Origin of the sequence: Aquidulcibacter paucihalophilus (assembly GCF_002105465.1) — a bacterium.
GTDB lineage: Bacteria > Pseudomonadota > Alphaproteobacteria > Caulobacterales > Aquidulcibacteraceae > Aquidulcibacter > Aquidulcibacter paucihalophilus.
The window spans coordinates 1-17627 of sequence record NZ_NCSQ01000146.1; the positions used below are offsets into that span (position 1 = coordinate 1).

Below are 17627 nucleotides of genomic sequence, written 5' to 3' on the forward strand. Positions count from 1 at the left end.
GACCCGCAAACCCTGACAACGACGAGTTTTTCAACAATATCGGCGCATTTGAGACAGTCGATTTGGCGGATCTGAACACCTCCCTGAGCGACTATTTCACGTGTCTTATGTTTGGCTGTCCGTTGGCTGATGCTATTTAGTCAAGTCGTAGCTCGATGGATCAAGGTCTGACTTTGGGCTATTGCACCCTAAAGCTTGCCTTAAATTTGCAGTCGGCAATGAACCGCTTGGGTCCTTGAATGCACCTATGTCATGAAGGATCACTGAGACACCATGAAGAGCAACGTCGATACGCTTTTGAACGACTACTTGGTGCTGGCGGCAAAAGCCGGCGACAGGAGTGCGTTTGATAGACTTGTAGCGCGGTGGCATCCAAAGCTTGTTGCCCATGCATGGCGCCTTCTGGGAGATGGCGATAAGGCACGGGATGCAGCACAAGAAGCGTGGGCAGAAATTGCCAAGGGGTTTGCCCGTTTAAGCGATGAGCGTGCTTTTCCGGCATGGGCATTTCGCATTGTGACGCGCCGTTGTGCGCGCAGCATCGCAATAATGGCCCAAACTCGAAAACTTGAGCAGGCAATTCTGGCAGAACCCCAGGAGCACGTTGAACCCGATCCAGTTTTGGACCCATCTGGTGTCAAAGCGCTGCATCTGGCGATCAACAAGTTGTCGCCATATCAAAGGGCGACGGTCGCGCTTCACTATTTTGAAGAAATGAGTGTCGCAGAAATTGCTGTGGCGCTCGAGATCCCGGTTGGGACAGTTAAAACGCGTCTCATGCATGCCCGTGCAAACCTACGGGCTTCCCTAGAAGGAGAAAGAGAATGACACATTCGGACGAAGCCATCGCTAAAGCCGTTGTAGCTGAAGAACGAGAGCTTTTGCGTGCAATTGGCGAAGAACCGCCATTTATTTCGCAATCTTTAGGTCTGTTTACTGGAACTAATGGCTGGGTAAACACCGTGGTAATGGCTGCTCAAACGCTAGCGTTTCTGGGCAGTCTATGGGCAGGTGTACATTTCTTCCAAGCCGATACAATCCTTGAGGCGCTGCATTGGGGATTGCCTGCGGCGGTACTTCTTCTGATTTCGCTTATTCTCAAACTGTCATTGTGGCCAGTTATGCACGTTAATCGCCTGATGCTTCAAATGAAGCGGCTAGAGATCATCTTGATGGGCCTCGAAAGCAATCGCTAATAAATAAGGCCAGGTTGACTGATATTTGTTGCTGATACGAATATTGACTAAACATGCCGAAATTCCGAGAACTAATTGCGACGGCGGAAAGTTTGTGACCGCAGTTATTTGACCAGACTGCACAAATATTCTATCGATATCCATGAATTTCTGTCTATTTTTGACTAATTTTTGGCTGAAAGAAGACTCTCCGCGTTGGTGCGGTCTTGTAGCGAAGACTGCGATCCAACTGAATGCCCAACCCAATTCTTCAGTTAGCGGACGAATGGTGATGCATCACACTGTAACACCTACGGCAGCCTATTCTAAAGAAGCGATGGCTAATTACCGATGAAGTAAGAAATCGTTGAAATGGTACCCCTTGCGAGCGGCAAATCGGGCGCGCCATAAGCCGCCAGATTCTCAGCTGGGCTATCGCCCTCAACATCTTTGAGTACATGGTTCGCGTCTGGCAAGACCTTCAATGTTGCTTTGGGGTTCGCAGCCTTGAGCAGTTCAGCATCGAAGGACGACACTTGCAGGTCTTTGCCACCTTGCACGATGAGGATTGGTAATTGAATTTGAGCCACGATTTTTGACGGATCGAGAGCAAACGCGCTGATAAGAAAATCCTGTATCGCTGGATGGAAAAGCGGCAACAGTGGCTGCGGCAGGTTTGAGACATCAACTCTTTGACCCGAGGTCAGAAGATCAATCACCTGATCGGCGGCGGCAATCAAAGGCGCATTGGCCGGGTTTGCTCGAAGTTGTGTCTTAATAATTTCGCCCATCGGTCTGCCCGGAGAGGCAATAAGTACGAGACCACAAAGGTTGTCGACTTTTCTTGCTGCGGCGAGCGCTACCAACCCGCCCTCGCTGTGACCAATCAACCAAACGCATGGGGCACCCGTCCGCTCCCGGATAACGCTCACCCATTGTTCAGGGCCATAAGAATGGTTCGCTTAAGACAGATCGCCATCAGACCAAATTGCCAATCAACTTGGACAGCAATGCCAAGTGCTCGTGCAAGAAAGCCAAGGATCAATGTCACGTGAGACAGATGTGACGAACGGCTTAAGAACTTCGACCAAAGTCTTTGTGAACCGGCATTTCGACACACATCGTTCGATCATGGCTTAATCAATGCGATAAAGCTCGTGTTCCTGATAGACCGAAAAGGGTTCCATTTACTTCAAGGAAGCGCATTAAAGCAGTGCTATCAGTTTAGTGGACGCTCTAATCTACGGTCTAATAGGAACGCAGGGCTCTTTCAGCGTGGCCTGCGCCGTCAAAAACAAGCTGGGGATTATTTGGCCAGTTATGATTGAAGTGCTTTCGTTTCAAACAGAGGATCGAACACGCCTCAGGTCACTCATCCATTCCACGAACTGGAAACACTTCGAATTGGGACCTCAAGTCGGCCGCTGCTTTGGCCAAATGCGCTCCAATCTTAGCGTCAAAGCCAGTTCTGTTATCAAGATCGTAGCGATTGACCCAAGGTGGGGCTGCCGCCAGTGCGAAGGACACTCTGACCTGTGAGCTGCCTATCAGATCAAACTTCAAGTTTGGCTCGATAAAATCAATCTCACTGACCTCTTCGCCGTTGGCAACTTTGTGCAACCAATCCGCTAGGGCACCTACCTCTGCTGTGCTGAGGCACGGTGACTCAAACCGCCATCTTCGGCCGTCGATATGTCCTTCACCAAAGACAACCAACCAATTTGAATCCCACTTGTCATCTTTGATTTCAGGAAACTCATAGCGGAGCAGTCTGAGGCGCAATGAACCATTTACCCCTTCCAAGAACATGTCGGGAATTACACTCATTTTCGCGCCAACCTCAATTAGTCTTGGATAAAGTTCAGGTGGTTGGGACGCTTATAAGCGAATTTGGCGGCGCACTAAATGATGCTCAGGTCAGAAGCAGTTCCATTGATTGCAAACGGGCATTGCGCGAACACTCAGCGTTAAGTAAGTTCTGTTCAACAACACCCCTCTAGCCTATGGCCCAAAGGTTACGCTCAACGCCGAGGGGTTACTTTTTAAGGCCCTTCCGTTTTCGCGGAAGGGCCTTTTTCGTTGATAGTTTCGCCGAGCTGGAAAGGCAAAGCCGATCACCATTATCGACGGGCACTGTTGTGTTCAGTTCAAGGGGGCCCATTACCCTCGATTTTCGCAAGAAAGTCCAAGACGCCGTCACGGAGTTCAAGCCAAGCGGGTGTTTCTGCTGGCATGTGGCTGCCGTTTGATAACTCCTGAAATTGTTTAGGCGATGAGACCTGATCATAGACCTGCAGGCTGACCCGCGTCGGCGTCCATTCATCCGCGCCAGGGTGGAGCAGAAGGAGTGGGCACGATAGCGCCAAATCAGGCCGGGGCGGAACATATTGCTGAAGGCTCCTAAAAAAGCGGCCCTTCACCCATCGCGCACCAATCAGGGGATCGTGCTTGAACCATGTTCGTAACTCAGGATCACTTGTCATGGCATCGAGCGGGGTGACCAGCGCCAAAGGCATTGGCATAGCGTCCATCAGCCAAGGTGCCGTCTTCATAACTTTAAGCGAAAGTGCTCCAAGCCAAGGCCAACGGGTAGCAGCTTTGAAAATTGCCTGATCACTCATATCCAACAGGTTGGTCGCAATGACCCCGCAGAGCCTTGGCTGAATTTGGGCCGCTCGAAACGCGGTCATTCCGCCTACCGACATACCCAGTAGCACCACAGGGCCCTCCGCCTCCGCCGAAAGGTCGGCGATTAGCTCAGGCCATTCGCTATAATTTTCCGACCAATTTGGGCGCGTGATCGTGATGCCATATCCAGGCAAATCCGGTGCTAGCACCTTCCAGCCATTCTCAGCCGCAACTGCACCCAGTGGGGTCAGAAGTCGCCCATGTCCTCCCGCCCCATGTACCAGAATGAGGGTTCCTTTTGGCGCAGCGGCCGGTGTCAAGGTATCCAAATGGATTTGGTGTCCCCGCCACTCAAACCAGCTTTCTTCAGGCTCAAGTTCGATGACATGGCCAAAGCGGTTCGCCATCAGCGCTTTGAACTTGGTCCAGCTCGCGCTACCCTCATATTTAGGCCTATGGAGGTTAGTCTTGGGCATAGGACGTCTTTGCGTGCTGGGCTAGAAATGGGTCAGGCCTTTTTAGCCTAGTGGCGTTGACGAACAAGACCGTCGTCACCGCGCGAATTTCCGCTCTTTAACTGATTTCTGGGTCGCGCCATAAGTTTGGCGGTTACCTTTCACAATACCAAAAATGCAAAGTCACGGCTTTGGTGGCGCGCATTCACCGCCCCGCTGAAGCGAACTTCGACCGCCCTCTTCTGTTGATGAAAGCAGGATGCGTGCTCCCGCGCGCATTGTCTCGTCTGCCACAAAAATAGGCTATCTAATGATCAGACATGCCGCAAAATTAGCCCATTCCCCTAACAGCCGTTAGGGCGATCTGGAACTGGTCTAAAAATTCTGTGCTTTCAAGGATCCGCCAACCGGCCATCCCCAAAAGTCATTTTAGGTGCCGTCATCCGCTACTGCTCGTGTGGCCTCTCTGCTGTGCCGGTCGAACCTGAATGCCAAACGAAGTCAGTTTCCTTGCCGAGCCGGACTATCTTCTCTTGCAATTACGCTCCAAACTTGATGCCTGCAGCAGCCGCTTCTAGCATGCAGATCGTTTGCCAATTGTAACAACCATTGACGACGGCTTGCAGAATGAATCGGCCAGCGATTGCGCCGCAAGGCAGCGGTGAATGCCACATTGTTCTTTTTTAAATGCACAAAGCTCGAGGCCGTTTTGCCATTTGAAGTCGGGCTTGTTTGGGTTATCACTGGCAGTCACCATAATGGTGCCAGTTTGCGCAGCAACTTAGAATGCCGCCCCTCGCCACGAAACATACGATCAAGTCTGGTAGCCTTAGGTTGGCGTGCCTATCAGGTCACTAGTTCCCGCCACACAGGTTAAAAAAGCATGCATAAGTTGCTTGCACCACTTTCAATTATCCCTGATATTTAATTATCTACGGGGATCTTTTATGTCTTTGGCGGACGGGCCTGTCGAGCAACTACAGCGCGATGATGGTGACAACCTTTCGCTCGAATTTCCGATTCGGTCGAAAACTCGATGAATCGAGACGGCTACCTCAACAGTGTTGCCCAATATCTCGGTCGCCTAGTCCATGAGATCAGGGCGCTTAACGCCGTCGGACGCTTCGACGTAAATTCGGTTGCCGAAGATTTCCTGATCCCCGTATTAAAACTGGTATTCGATTGCCCGGATTTGCAAAACATGAACAAGGTTCTGGCCAACTACCCGGCCGTGGACTTGGGCTGTGCGACGACCAGATTCTCGTTCCAGGTCACTACCGATGGATCGAGCAGTAAGGTCGAAAAGACACTCGAGAAGTTTCATGAGCACGGTTTAGGTAAGACTTTCGACCGCCTATACGTACTCGCGCTCACTGGGAAGCAGGCCTCCTACAAGGCAAAATCGCTCCAACAGGCGATTGCGGCGGTCCCGATAGCCTTCGATCCGACTGAGAACGTAATTGATTGGCGCGATATCTTGACGCGCATTCGACATCTCGAAACCGAAAAGCTCGAGGCGATCGATCGTTATCTCGGGTCTGGCTGGGCGAAGCGTGACGGCCAAGTAAAGTTCCGCGAGCAACTGGACAAATTTCTCGCATTTTCGGCCGAGAAGATCGAAGTAGAAAGGAAATCGCGAAAATACATTCCTGCGATCTTTGTAGAGACCCACTCGACTAAAGAGCAAATGAGGCTCTTCGCAAATCCTTTGTTCTTTTATCGAAAGATCCAGGATTTGCTGCGTCGTTTTTCCTATGATCACCTTAACTCCAACCTCCAACTTGCCGGCGAGCCAGAGCTTGTGTCGGAACTCAATGCGAGCCTTCTAGACACCACACCGTCGACCTTCGTCGAACTCGGCCTATGGCTCGACCAAGTCGATCAAATGATCAGCGTCGAGCTTGCGAAGGTTCGCCCAATATCATGGTACCGAGAGACCGGTGAGTCTCGCTACGAACCAGTGAACCCAGAGTCGGCAGGTTGGATGATCGCGCGACTCAAGGTCGAGGGTGCCGCCAGCGGGCTGACATCTCGATTAAACGACGCGCGCGCACTGATCGGCCTCATTCGCAATAAGATCTTCCTCATCACCAGCATGGCCGGTCAGGGGAAAACCAATTTCGTGTGTGACTTGGTCGAAAGCCAGTTCCGGCTCTTCGAGATTCCGTGCCTGTTCATTCCGGCCCGTCAGCTGAACGGCTTCGCGCCGGGCACGCGGCTGTTCAACTATATCGCGCACAACCGCTATGCGCCCGACGGCACTAAGCTCCACGATTATCTGAAGCTGTTCGACCAGGCCGCGCACGACGTCGGAAAGCCGTTCGTGATCCTCATCGACGGGATCAACGAAGTAACCGAACTTGCCTCGTTCAACGAGGAGCTGAAGGCGTTTTGCAGCGCGGTTTGCCAATATGACCGGATCAAGCTCGTTATCACGTGCCGAAGCGAGTTCTTCGACGAGCGCTTTGCATCCATCCTCGACGAACCGTTTGCCGCGCACATCCACCGCGTGAACGACTTGCGCTCGGAGATGACTGACTTAAGCAAAGCCCGGCTATTAAGGGCTTACCTCACGCATTTCAACATTAAAGGGTCGCTGCAAGGGCAAGCAAAGGTTTTTTTGGCGAACGACCTTCTATTACTGCGGATTTTCTGCGAACGCTTCGAGGGCGGTGATGTTGGCTACGTGTCCGACATCTACAAAGGCGATCTGTTCTACGATTATCTGCGCATGAAGATCGAATCCTTTCCCAAGCATCTTCAACCTACAGCGTTACCCACCTTGCTCAAGATCGCGGCGTCGATGCTTGCAGCAGATAACTTTTCTAAAGTCTCGGTGCGCAATTTTAGTGCTGAGGAGCAAGAAATCGTCCGGCGCTTTATCGAGGACGACGTTATCCTCCGCCAAGAAGTCGATAGCGAGGGCCTAGCGGCGGTCGGCGACCTCGCGATCTCGTTCACCTATGACGAGCTGAGGGACTTCATCATCGCCTATCAATTGATCGATCGTGCTGGTGCCGACCAAGCCCAGGCGTTGACCGAAATGCTTGCCCGCTTGCCCAGCCACCCAGTCTATGAGGGCGTCTACCGCTACGCCTATCTGCTCGCGCGCAGAGCGAAAGACATATCCGCGATCGCGGCGTGCGAGGCGGCACCAAACTTCATCGAGCATTTCAGCCTCAACGTTCATCTATTGCCCCCCGCAGTGCAGACGAGCGAGGACGTCGCGCGAGTTAAGGCAATTCTCGGAGACGCTGGCGACGCTCGGCGGAGGCGACGCGTCGCGCTGTTTCTGCTGCACCGTCTCAACGCAGCCGATTTGTTAAACATCGCCATCCTCATCGGCCAGTTGAACGACCTCGAAGACGCGGAGCATGCCTCGTTCATTCGAGCGATCTTTGGCGGACATCTTGACTACGACCCGTTCGCGTGGCGGCAAAGAATCAATGAGCTGGTTATGGACGTCGGGGAGGACGAAGGCGGGCAAGGCCTGGTTCGATACACACCTCAATGGCTCGCGTTTTTCCTTCACTCGGCTGCTCACGCTGGCTGGTTTGAACGAGAGCGCGCCTCCACCTTGTTTCAGGACGCGGGGAACGCTGATAATGGCGCTGAAGCTCTAATGCTGGTCGCGCGGGCCAACGCCAAGGCGGTGCAATCGCTGTTGGCGGACATCGCAGCGCCCGTGGGAGACTCAAAATGACCGAAAAGGATCTCGTCCTGTCCTTGGGCCGGATACCGCCTCTCGACGAATTTCTCGATGCCCTGAAGATCAAGCCTGGCGGCCTAGCGGGACAAATACTTACGTCAGTCTACAATGAGTTGTTCGTCTGGTCTACCGACCTGCGCGCGCAATATAACCACTATTACTGTGTGGAGTATCCGACGCTCCCGGACTATCTCGAATTGGTGCACGAAATTTATCTTAACCCGGCCGAACTCGAAAAAACATACATCCTCAAGATTAAATCACCCGGGGGCGTGATTGAGGAAGCCTATGACGACAATGTACGCGACACAGTCATCGCCTGTGTGCGCAAAATGGAGGACAGCCATGAAGATTAAGATGGACTTTGTCTCGAACAGTTCGTCCACTTCGTTCGTCTATATCGCGCGCGAAATGCTATCCCGCGATGATTTCTTGGCAGCGGTCGGAGTCGGCCCCGATAGCCCAGTGGCCCCGCTTTTCGAGAATATGTTCGCGGAATTGAAAACTCAGATCGACCGCGGCACTGTCCTGACACGAGTCGAGGAGGTCGACACGCTGGAGGACCGGCAAATATATTTGCCTGCGGTGCTCAACCGCATGAAGCAGAGCATCGCAAATGGGGAGACGGTCACTGTCGGCCAATTTAGTAGCGAGAACAATCTGGCAGAGATGACACTATGCACCGAAATTTTCGAAATCGATTCCGAAAGGTTCTACATTAATGCCTATGACAACTATTGGTGAGGCGCCCCTGCGCGTCAATCGTTATAAAGATCTTGGTTATTCGACCTTCTTCAACGCGCGCACAGGCTTTTTCGCGCGCGTCCCCGAAGCCGGCAAGCGCGAGCCATTCTGGTCGCCGCATGGTCCCGAGCTGATGGACATTTCGATCACCAACTGGTGCGATAAAGGTTGTGTTTTTTGTTACAAAAGCTCAACCCGACACGGGTCGCACATGGCACTCGCAGATTACAAGCGCGTGATTGATCAGGCCGCCGACATGGGCACCTTCCAAGTAGCTCTGGGCGGCGGCAACCCTAACCAGCACCCCAATTTCGTCGAGATGCTCGACTATACTTGGGCAAGAGGAATTGTCCCAAACTACACCACCAACGGACGCGGGCTGACGGACGAAATATTGGTGGCGACCCGCCGCAATTGCGGTGCCGTGGCCGTGTCCGCATACGCGCCGTATGACGAGACCGCCGAGACCATTCGCGTGCTAACTGATCACGACATCAAAACTAATGTACATTTTATCATCGACAGCGACAGCGTCGACACAGCTATAGAATGGCTTCAAAAGCCGCCAGAGTTCCTGGCCAAGATCAACGCGCTCATCTTCCTTAACTACAAGCCTTCGGGACGGAAGGTGTTCGAAGAAAAGATGCTCCGCCATAGCGATCGATTAGATGAGTTCTTCGGCCTCGCCACGGCGGCTGATGCGAAGCTGAGGGTTGGGTTTGATGCTTGCTGCGTGAGCGGCGTATTCGCCAGAACAAACGCTAACAACGCGCTAGTTGATGCCTGCGATGCAGGACGATTCTCGCTTTACGTTTCAGAAGACATGAAGGTATATCCCTGTTCCTTTCAAAGTGGCTTGGTGGACGGCGACACGCTCGATGACACTACCTCGCTGCTCGACATCTGGCACCACTCGGAAAACATCCGATCGTTCCGGCAATATTTTGCGTCAAATCGATGCGGGAACTGTTCACACAAGCCAAGCTGCATGAACGGCTGTCCGTTATTCGATCAACTCGTTGTATGCGGAAACCGGTAGGACACTCTGCCGTTGCGCTTTACGAGACACGCTGAACTAAACAAGAGAATTGGCTTAAGTGGGATCTGATCGAGCAATTCAGATTAACCGGCCCTTCCCAGCATAGTGGAAGAGGCAACAAATGTTAACGCCTCGGCATTGAGGAAAGCTTTGCGGTCATACGCGCGAGCGAGCTTTTCGCTTGAGCCTGCCCCACACGAACCCCAATACACTGTACATTTGAAAAATGCTAATGTGTGAGGATGGTTGGCGTACCATTTTCGTGGACGCCCGACTTCCCAAAGTCCCCTTCACTAGCGGGCATAACTTATAAAGGCTGTTTTAATGGAAGCCAAAGAAAGCCATTTCACCGTTTCAATCTGCGCTTCCACCTCGAACAAAAGTGCGCGCTTTCAAATCATAGGTCCCAGACTTCATTCCAGAAGAAGAGCCATCAACCTTGCTCTCTAACTGAACCCCATCATGCAAGGGCACGAATTGTAACGGCAGTGGCTCTTCAAAGCGCAAGATATCGACGTCGCCACCAAATTCGTCAAGAAAGTGCATTCGCTGCCCATTTTTGATTGGTGTGAAATAGAGATTGACAGAGGTTATGAACTCCACGCCGTTCTCTTCTAGGTTAATAATAAGGTCATGAAAGATTTCGGCCAGCTGTTCAACTTTGTGTGGCCCCTCAAGTATCGCCCGCACTTTCAATCTCCCCATCGACGGCCGCGAAAGGCGGCATAGCCGGGCAGTAGGAACCAGTGGCGCATGCGTCTCCGGCGCTGACGCCTTTAGGACGAATCCTTGGACATACGCGGCAGCAACCCGGCCGAGAAGTCTCGGCCAAGCATGCGCGTGAAGGGGTTCCTACGCCCCACCTGAGCGATTCCAGCTCAGGCAAATCTATATTGCAGGGTTTCACAGTGCTGTCACGGCATCTGCTGCGACCGTCTAAGCCATGCACCTATCAGCAAGTGCTGTTTCTCTGGCGGCAGAATTAACGCTAATGTTTGAGAAGCCTGCCGGCAGAGCTTTTAGGCTCTTCAACCGGCAGGCAAAATCCAAAGAAAAGTCAGGCAGGTTTACGCCAAGACTCGCCCTTTAGATCGATAAAATGACATTGCGCACGAACCCGATCTAAGATCGCGTCAGCTGCGCTTGGATTTCCAAGGAAGCCATACCAGTCCTTGAACGGTAGTTGCCCAGAGAACATCGTCGAGCACGTCCCGTCACGGGCTTCTATCAAGTCGAAAAAGTCTGATTGGACGTTCACAGGTATTGGATGCAGGCCAAAGTCGTCGACGATCAAGAGGGCTTGCTTTAGCAAACTCAACCGAAACCTTGGTCCAACCCCTTGCGCGCTAGCTACTGCAAGCTCTTCATAAAGGTGAGAAGCCCGGAAATATCTCACCTGTAGGCCCTTACTCGCTGCCGCCATTCCTAGTCCACATGCTAGCCAGGTTTTACCGGTGCCAGTGGGCCCTGAGATAACGACATTCCGTCGACTCTTTACCCATTCAGCTGTGAGCATGTCCGCCAGAAATGGCTTGGTCAAACCGCGTTCAGGGAAGCACTCGATTTGAACAGGGCTAACCGGCGTCCTAAACTTCGCGGACTTTAGAAGCCGTGCGAGGCGATTGTTACTCCGCTTGGCTAGTTCAGCGTATGCCAAATCCTTTAGCCGTTCCTCAAAGCCCAATTCAGCAAAGTCAGCTGAACCAGTTTGACGATCAAGAGCCTCAACCATGCCTCTCAACTTCAGTTGCAGGAGTGTGGTTCGAAGCTCTTTCATGACCCCAATCCTTCCTCGTTTGAAGAGGAATAGTATCCAGGTCCACGAACGTTCTGATGAGTATTGGGAGGCTGTATGGCCGTTTTGGCCGCTGCACGCATCCAAACACGGCCAACCAATGCGCGCTCCAAGGAGGTAATTGAATTGGTTGGGACCGTTTCGCACCACGCTACGGCAAGATCTATTTCCTCGGGCTTGTAGGCCATCACCAAGTCCAAAGCCGCAGCAAGCGCCGCTCTTCGTGAAACTGGTTTCAAATGCGCTTCGATCGCAGTTTCGATGAAGGCTTGGCTCTCAGGTCGCAATTTCTCGAGTTTAGCAGTGAGACGTTCTTGATCAGTAAGCAGCATCGCGGCGTGATTTGCTGGTCGATGCTCCATTTGTACGCTCCGTTCGCCCTGGCCCATTAAGCGACAATGGGTCGCGACAACCACACCATCGTCAACGATCATGACGTTGGTCGAACTCGCATGAACTTCAACTCGCCGACCAACCAGCCTGTAATCCACGGAATAGAAATTGCCTTTAAACTCTATTGTATAATCGCGGCCAATGTATTTCCCGACAGCAATATCGAAGACATCAAATCGGGTTGGTGGCAATTGATTCAAGCAAGGGCGATCTATTTTTTCGAACAAGGTTGAACGGCTCTCACCTTGTAATCGCGGTAGGGGTCGATCATTGATCTCCTTGACGACACTCGCAATTCTTTGATTCAACTCTTCAACCGAAAACACAGGTTTTGCATCTAAAGAGGCCTTTAACTCACGCTGTACAAGCTTCACACAGGCTTCAACCCGACCTTTGTCTCTTGGCCTATATGGCCGTGCCGGCTGGACCAGAGCACCGTAGTAACTGGCCAATTGTCGGTAGCTTGGATTAAGCCTAGCTCTGCCACGATAATCCTTCCCGATGACAGCAGCCTTTAATCTGTCGCAGACCCAAACCCGCGGAGCACCGCCAAAAAACTCCACGGCATCAACGTGAGCACGTAGCCATTCATTAGAGGTCTGATCAGCGGTCGAAGTTCCGAAAATCTTGGCGCTTGAACCTAAAACAGCAAGGAAAAGGTCTCGGTTCTTGTTGCTTTTGATTTTGTTTTCATAAAAAGGAGGCCGATAACCGGCAAAGTCGACTTGCATTGACTCTCCGGGCTCGTGGTCGATGCGCAGCACCAAGTCAGGCAGATTTTTGAATTCCGCCAATCGACGGTCAAAGCTTCGCTTTGATAACTTTTTGAGATTGGATGGCTCTGCAAGGTATTTTTCATAAAGTTGCTTTCCATTAAACTGTTTTGTCGCAAGCACTTTTGAAAGTGCAACTACGTCTGGTTCATCAAACAGATCAGTTTGTACCAATGCGTATGACTTGAGCCAGTTCTTGATGGCGCTATCCGTAACGTGTTCAAGATTATTCAAATCGAATGGGCATTTTGGTAGCAGTGTTTTGATTTTTCGGATGAAATCATGGTGATGACCTGTCCTCCTGCTGAGCTCGCGGTTGGAAGCGTCTGATCCCGAGACATGGATCAATAGATCGCGCAGAGGGATTTTGTCGGACTTTGGTTTTGATTCTCTCGTCATTTTGATTCTCACAGTCATAGGTCGGCAATCCCCGCGACGTGCGGGGTTGACAACGGGTTGTTTTTCGGGTGAGAAACTGGTGTCCGGGCCGGAAAACTTGGACACCAATTTCCATTGGCGGCGGGCGGCACCTCACGTTGTGCGCCTGCCGTTTTTGTATGGTTACTTCATGAACCTCTCCTCTTCGCCTAGCCAAACGTGTTTTGGTTTTCCAGATTTTGCGAACCTGCAGTTTGGAATACCATTCAAATTTTGGATTATCGTGTGGTAGCCGGACATGCAAGATGAATCTTCGGCACAGGCGATCGCGGCCAGACTTAAGTCGCTTAGGTCATACTTAAACTTGCCCCAGCGACAGTTTTGCGAGCAGATCGGGATTAAGAAGCCGACCTATAATGACTGGGAACAAGGACTCCGTGATCCTTCAGTTGATGGCGTTATTGCAATCCATAAGGCGTTTGACGTTTCAATTTACTGGCTTTTGTTTGGTCCGGGCGATGTGCCAAAATTCCGTGGACAGACGCCGACAGAACTGGATGTCATCAAAGGCGTAGCTCAGGCCGCGTTCGAGGCAGAAAAACTACTGACTGGCCAAGCAATGGCCGAGATTGTGGGCCATATCCTTGAAGCGCGAGGCAAGACTCGACAGGAGCGGCTAGATGCCGCCATTATGTATTTCCGGCTCTGAAAGCCCGATCTACTTAGTCGAGGACACCGTTATGGATAGTGATTTGAAGAAACTGATCGAATCTGCAATCGCAGAGTCAGATAAAGCACGTGATAAGGCGCGAATTAATCGATTGAAGTCGCCCGAGTTCTTGACTTTGACGTCGATGACTCTTGCATCGCTATTGAGCCTACTCTTTTTGTTTTCCGACAACCAGATCAACCAGACCAGCGCATGGCAAGTCATGATTTCTTGGGCTTGTTTAATGGTCGGATTGATGGCGTCAGTGCAAGCCATTTTTGCCCCAGACCGGATAAAAGTTAGGGCCTGAGTATCTCTGGGTGTCTACGTCCGGTTTTAGCGCAACCTGTCCTTAATCCTCGTTCTTTGGCTTCACTTACTAGTGCATAGGCTAGGTTGGTATGTCTGTAGACGGGCACGGAAAACTCCCGCATAGGTAAGTCATTGGCAAGTTGAATGTATTCGGGGGAATGGATGGCAGGTCCGGTCAAGGCAGCGGGTGCGGCGCGCGGGGCGGCAAAGGGCGGTGATCTTGGTTTTGAGGCTGAACTTTTCAAGGCGGCCGACAAGCTGCGCGGCAATATGGAGCCGTCGGATTATAAGCACGTCGCGCTCGGTCTGATCTTCCTCAAACATATCTCGGATAGCTTCGAGGCCAAGCGAGCCGAATTGCTGGCCGAATATCCAGATGGTGCCGAAGATCGCGACGAATATGCGGCCGACAATGTGTTCTGGGTGCCACCCACGGCGCGATGGTCACACCTTCAGGCCAATGCGAAGTCGCCCTCGATCGGCAAAATGATCGATGAGGCGATGTTTGCGATCGAGAAAGACAATGACAATCTGAAAGGCGTCTTGCCCAAGGATTACGCGCGTCCATCGCTGAATGCGGTCATGCTGGGTGAGCTGATCGACCTGATTTCAAACATTGCGCTTGGTGCCCAGAAGGGCGAGGCACGCGATATTCTTGGCCGTGTCTATGAGTATTTCCTTGGCCAGTTCGCAGGGTCTGAAGGCAAGCGTGGCGGGGAATTCTATACGCCGCGGTCGGTCGTGCGGGTCATGGTGGAGATGATTGAGCCGTTCAAGGGTCGTGTTTACGACCCGTGTTGTGGCTCTGGCGGTATGTTTGTTCAGTCTGAGAGCTTCGCGCTGGAGCATGAAGGCCGCATTGGCGACATTGCAGTTTATGGCCAAGAGTCGAACTACACCACGTGGCGGCTTTGCAAAATGAACCTTGCCGTGCGGGGCATTGACGCAGACATCAAATGGAACAGCGAAGGCAGCTTCCACAAAGACGAGCTGCGCGATCTGAAAGCCGACTTCATCCTCGCCAATCCGCCCTTCAACATCTCTGACTGGGGTGGCGACCGCCTGAAAGAAGATGTTCGTTGGAAGTACGGCATTCCGCCTGTCGGCAACGCCAACTTTGCGTGGGTTCAGCACATCGTCCATCACTTATCGCCAACCGGCGTTGCAGGCGTCGTTCTTGCCAATGGGTCGATGTCATCCACGCAGAATAACGAGGGCGCAATCCGTCAGGCATTGATCGAAGGCGTGAATGATGCACCGGGCGTGGTCGATTGCATGGTCGCGCTGCCGGGCCAGCTATTCTATTCCACCCAAATCCCAGTCTGCCTATGGTTCCTGGCGCGGGACAAATCCAACGGCATCGCCCGCAATGCCAAGCTGCGGGATCGGCGCGGGGAGATCCTGTTTATTGATGCCCGCAAACTGGGCCATATGGTAGATCGCACACGCAAGGAGTTTTCAGACGCGGACATCGAAAAGATCACGCGCGCCTATCATGCTTGGCGCGGCGAGGCAGATGCTGGGGTGTATGAGGATGAACCGGGCTTCTGCAAGTCGGCGACTTTGGAAGAGATTAAGGGCCACGGCTACGTTTTAACGCCGGGGCGGTATGTTGGTGCGGCGGATGTTGAAGAGGATGATGTGCCGTTTGCTGAGCGGTTTGGTGGATTGAGAGCGAAGCTTGAGGAGCAGCTTGAAGAAAATGACCGCTTAACCAAATTTATTCGTCAAAACTTGGCACTAGTGGTGTGATGATGGCTAGGTGGAGAAAAATTCGAGTTAAGGAAGTGTGCTCGTTGATTGTTGACTGTGTTAACAGAACCGCTCCTACCGTTGAACAGCCAACCGATTACAAGATGATACGCACCACTAATGTTCGCGACGGCCGAATTAATCTTTCCGATTGTCGACATGTTGATGCAAATACATTTGAGAGTTGGACCCGCCGTGCAGCAGTTCTTGATGGGGATGTAATACTGACAAGGGAAGCACCTATAGGCGAAGTTGGCTTCGTCAAGGACTTAGGCAATGTATTTCTTGGCCAGCGCATTATGCAGTATCGGGCAAACTCTTCGGTTTTGGATCCCCGTTTCCTGTTTTATTCATTTAGATCGCCCAGCCTGCAAGCCCAGTTTGCCTCGCACGATGGGTCGGGTTCGGTTGTAAGCCACATCCGAGTCGCTGATTGCCACGAATTCGAGTTAGATCTTCCAACACTTGAGGTACAACAACATATTTCTAGATTGCTCGGGTCACTCGACGACAAGATAGAGTTGAACCGGCAGATGAACGAGACCCTTGAGACGATGGCGCGGGCGATCTTCAAGGATTGGTTCGTCGATTTCGGCCCGACCCGCGCCAAGATGGAAGGCCGCGCACCCTACCTCGCCTCGGACATCTGGTCCCTCTTCCCCGACCGCCTCGACGATGAGGGCAAGCCGGAGGGTTGGGCGCACGTGCCCCTGTCCGCGCTGATTGAAGTAAACCCCTCAGAAGCTTTAGCGCGTGGGTCTCCCGCCGCATACCTCGACATGGCGTCAATTCCAACCGTCGGTCCTAACCCTGATCCCTACGTTATTAGAGAATTCGGATCTGGTATGCGCTTCCGAAATGGCGACGCACTACTAGCTCGAATTACGCCTTGCCTTGAGAACGGCAAGTCGGCTTTCGTTCAGAACCTGCCGGAGGGTGAAGTTGGTTGGGGCTCTACCGAGTTCATCGTGCTTCGTGCTCGCGCTCCACTACCAAAAGCCGTTTCATACATTGTGGCACGGGATCCGGCTTTTCGTGCAAATGCGATCAGAAGCATGACAGGAACGTCGGGTCGGCAACGAGCTTCAAACGTTGCAATTTCCGAATTTCAGCTTATTCGCCCTAACGAAAATCTTGTCTGGACAGCTCTAGGTTCATTGATCGATCCAATGTTCGCCCGCATTGTGGCGAATGATCGGGAATGCCAAACACTGGCCGATACCCGCGACTTCCTACTTCCAAAGCTCATGTCGGGCGAGGTTTCAGTTATTCCAATTCAGGTAGCATTGGCTGAAAGCAAATGATTACTCACTACGGCCTTGGTTGGTCAGAAAGAGACGTCTTTTGGGGGCGACCTAAGCGAGAGGGCCAACTGCTTGGGCGCGAACGTTCCGACTTAGGACGCCGCGGTGCCCCGACAGCCGATGAACGAGACCATGCCAAAGACTATCGAAGCTATGTTGGCCTCTATTGTCTCTACGGAGACGGTAATATTATTTACGTAGGGGAAGCAGGGCTTGCGGGAAAGTCGACACTCTTCGACAGATTAAAGCAACACCGAAAGGGTCCAATGGCCGGGCGTTGGGATACGTTTTCTTGGTTTGGCAGAGAGAACGTGAATGGTCAGTCCAACAACCGTGCAGCCATTGCTCAATTGGAGGCAGTCACGATCGCGATCGTAAATCCTGGTTTCAATAAGCAGTCCGGTACTTTCAGCGGTGCTAAGAGCAGGCTCGGGAAATTTGGACAGGTGCTATAAGTGGAT

General features: G+C 52.2%; 15 protein-coding genes and 1 pseudogene. 10 read left to right on the plus strand and 6 right to left on the minus strand.

The genetic code is table 11. From position 1 onward, the window contains the following. Positions 1-273: 273 nt before the first annotated feature. Positions 274-828, plus strand: coding sequence for an RNA polymerase sigma factor (locus B7364_RS09675; protein ID WP_085339798.1), 555 nt, complete (start codon positions 274-276; stop codon positions 826-828). Further along, positions 825-1196 carry a DUF6768 family protein gene (locus B7364_RS09680; protein ID WP_085339799.1) on the plus strand — a complete coding sequence of 124 codons (372 nt, stop codon included), beginning with the start codon at positions 825-827 and terminating at the stop codon, positions 1194-1196. Before B7364_RS09675 ends, B7364_RS09680 begins: the two co-directional genes overlap by 4 nt. Positions 1197-1516: 320 nt before the next feature. On the opposite strand, the pseudogene B7364_RS09685 reads toward B7364_RS09680, so the two are convergent. The 3 genes and pseudogenes from B7364_RS09685 to B7364_RS09695 all read right to left on the minus strand — a co-directional run. Continuing rightward, a pseudogene (locus tag B7364_RS09685) lies at positions 1517-2119 on the minus strand (alpha/beta hydrolase); the annotation flags it as partial. A 424-nt stretch (positions 2120-2543) separates the two neighbouring features. Then, positions 2544-3002, minus strand: a complete 459-nt coding sequence (locus B7364_RS09690; protein ID WP_157893629.1) for a WapI family immunity protein — start codon at positions 3000-3002, stop codon at positions 2544-2546. Positions 3003-3322: 320 nt separating this feature from the next. Beyond that, positions 3323-4279, minus strand: a complete 957-nt coding sequence (locus tag B7364_RS09695; RefSeq protein ID WP_085339802.1) for an alpha/beta hydrolase — start codon at positions 4277-4279, stop codon at positions 3323-3325. Between the two features lie 1015 nt (positions 4280-5294). Between B7364_RS09695 and B7364_RS09700 the strand changes: the two genes are divergently transcribed. From B7364_RS09700 to B7364_RS09715, 4 genes are read left to right on the plus strand one after another with little or no spacing between them, the layout of a single operon-like run. Further along, positions 5295-7961: an SMEK domain-containing protein gene (locus tag B7364_RS09700; protein ID WP_085339803.1), complete on the plus strand. Its 2667-nt coding sequence runs from the start codon at positions 5295-5297 to the stop codon at positions 7959-7961. Further along, positions 7958-8323, plus strand: coding sequence for a hypothetical protein (locus B7364_RS09705; protein WP_085339804.1), 366 nt, complete (start codon positions 7958-7960; stop codon positions 8321-8323). Before B7364_RS09700 ends, B7364_RS09705 begins: the two co-directional genes overlap by 4 nt. Then, a complete protein-coding gene (locus tag B7364_RS09710; RefSeq protein ID WP_085339805.1) occupies positions 8313-8711 on the plus strand; it encodes a hypothetical protein in 399 nt (132 codons plus the stop codon). The genes B7364_RS09705 and B7364_RS09710 overlap by 11 nt, the downstream gene beginning before the upstream one ends. Continuing rightward, on the plus strand, positions 8695-9750 hold the full coding sequence (locus tag B7364_RS09715) for a radical SAM/SPASM domain-containing protein (protein WP_085339806.1): 1056 nt from the start codon (positions 8695-8697) through the stop codon (positions 9748-9750). Before B7364_RS09710 ends, B7364_RS09715 begins: the two co-directional genes overlap by 17 nt. Before the next feature lie 354 nt (positions 9751-10104). Here B7364_RS09715 and B7364_RS09720 read toward each other — a convergent pair whose 3' ends face one another. From B7364_RS09720 to istA, 3 genes are all read right to left on the minus strand, one after another. Next, positions 10105-10440, minus strand: coding sequence for a hypothetical protein (locus tag B7364_RS09720; RefSeq protein WP_157893630.1), 336 nt, complete (start codon positions 10438-10440; stop codon positions 10105-10107). 367 nt (positions 10441-10807) lie between these two features. Continuing rightward, the gene (gene istB / locus B7364_RS09725) at positions 10808-11527 is read right to left on the minus strand and encodes an IS21-like element helper ATPase IstB (protein WP_085339808.1); all 720 of its coding nucleotides are present in this window, start codon (positions 11525-11527) and stop codon (positions 10808-10810) included. Continuing rightward, positions 11524-13128 (minus strand): IS21 family transposase, encoded by a 1605-nt coding sequence (gene istA, locus B7364_RS09730; RefSeq protein ID WP_085339809.1) that lies wholly within the window; start codon positions 13126-13128, stop codon positions 11524-11526. The genes istB and istA overlap by 4 nt, the downstream gene beginning before the upstream one ends. A gap of 259 nt (positions 13129-13387) precedes the next feature. Here istA and B7364_RS09735 point away from each other — a divergent pair, with 259 nt between their 5' ends. From B7364_RS09735 to B7364_RS09750, 4 genes are all read left to right on the plus strand, one after another. Next, positions 13388-13798 (plus strand): helix-turn-helix domain-containing protein, encoded by a 411-nt coding sequence (locus tag B7364_RS09735; protein ID WP_085339810.1) that lies wholly within the window; start codon positions 13388-13390, stop codon positions 13796-13798. A gap of 31 nt (positions 13799-13829) precedes the next feature. Then, positions 13830-14108, plus strand: a complete 279-nt coding sequence (locus B7364_RS09740) for a hypothetical protein (RefSeq protein WP_085339811.1) — start codon at positions 13830-13832, stop codon at positions 14106-14108. 164 nt (positions 14109-14272) lie between these two features. Beyond that, positions 14273-15862 (plus strand): class I SAM-dependent DNA methyltransferase, encoded by a 1590-nt coding sequence (locus B7364_RS09745; RefSeq protein WP_085339812.1) that lies wholly within the window; start codon positions 14273-14275, stop codon positions 15860-15862. Between the two features lie 2 nt (positions 15863-15864). Then, positions 15865-17166, plus strand: coding sequence for a restriction endonuclease subunit S (locus tag B7364_RS09750; RefSeq protein ID WP_269798775.1), 1302 nt, complete (start codon positions 15865-15867; stop codon positions 17164-17166). Positions 17167-17627: the final 461 nt, after the last annotated feature.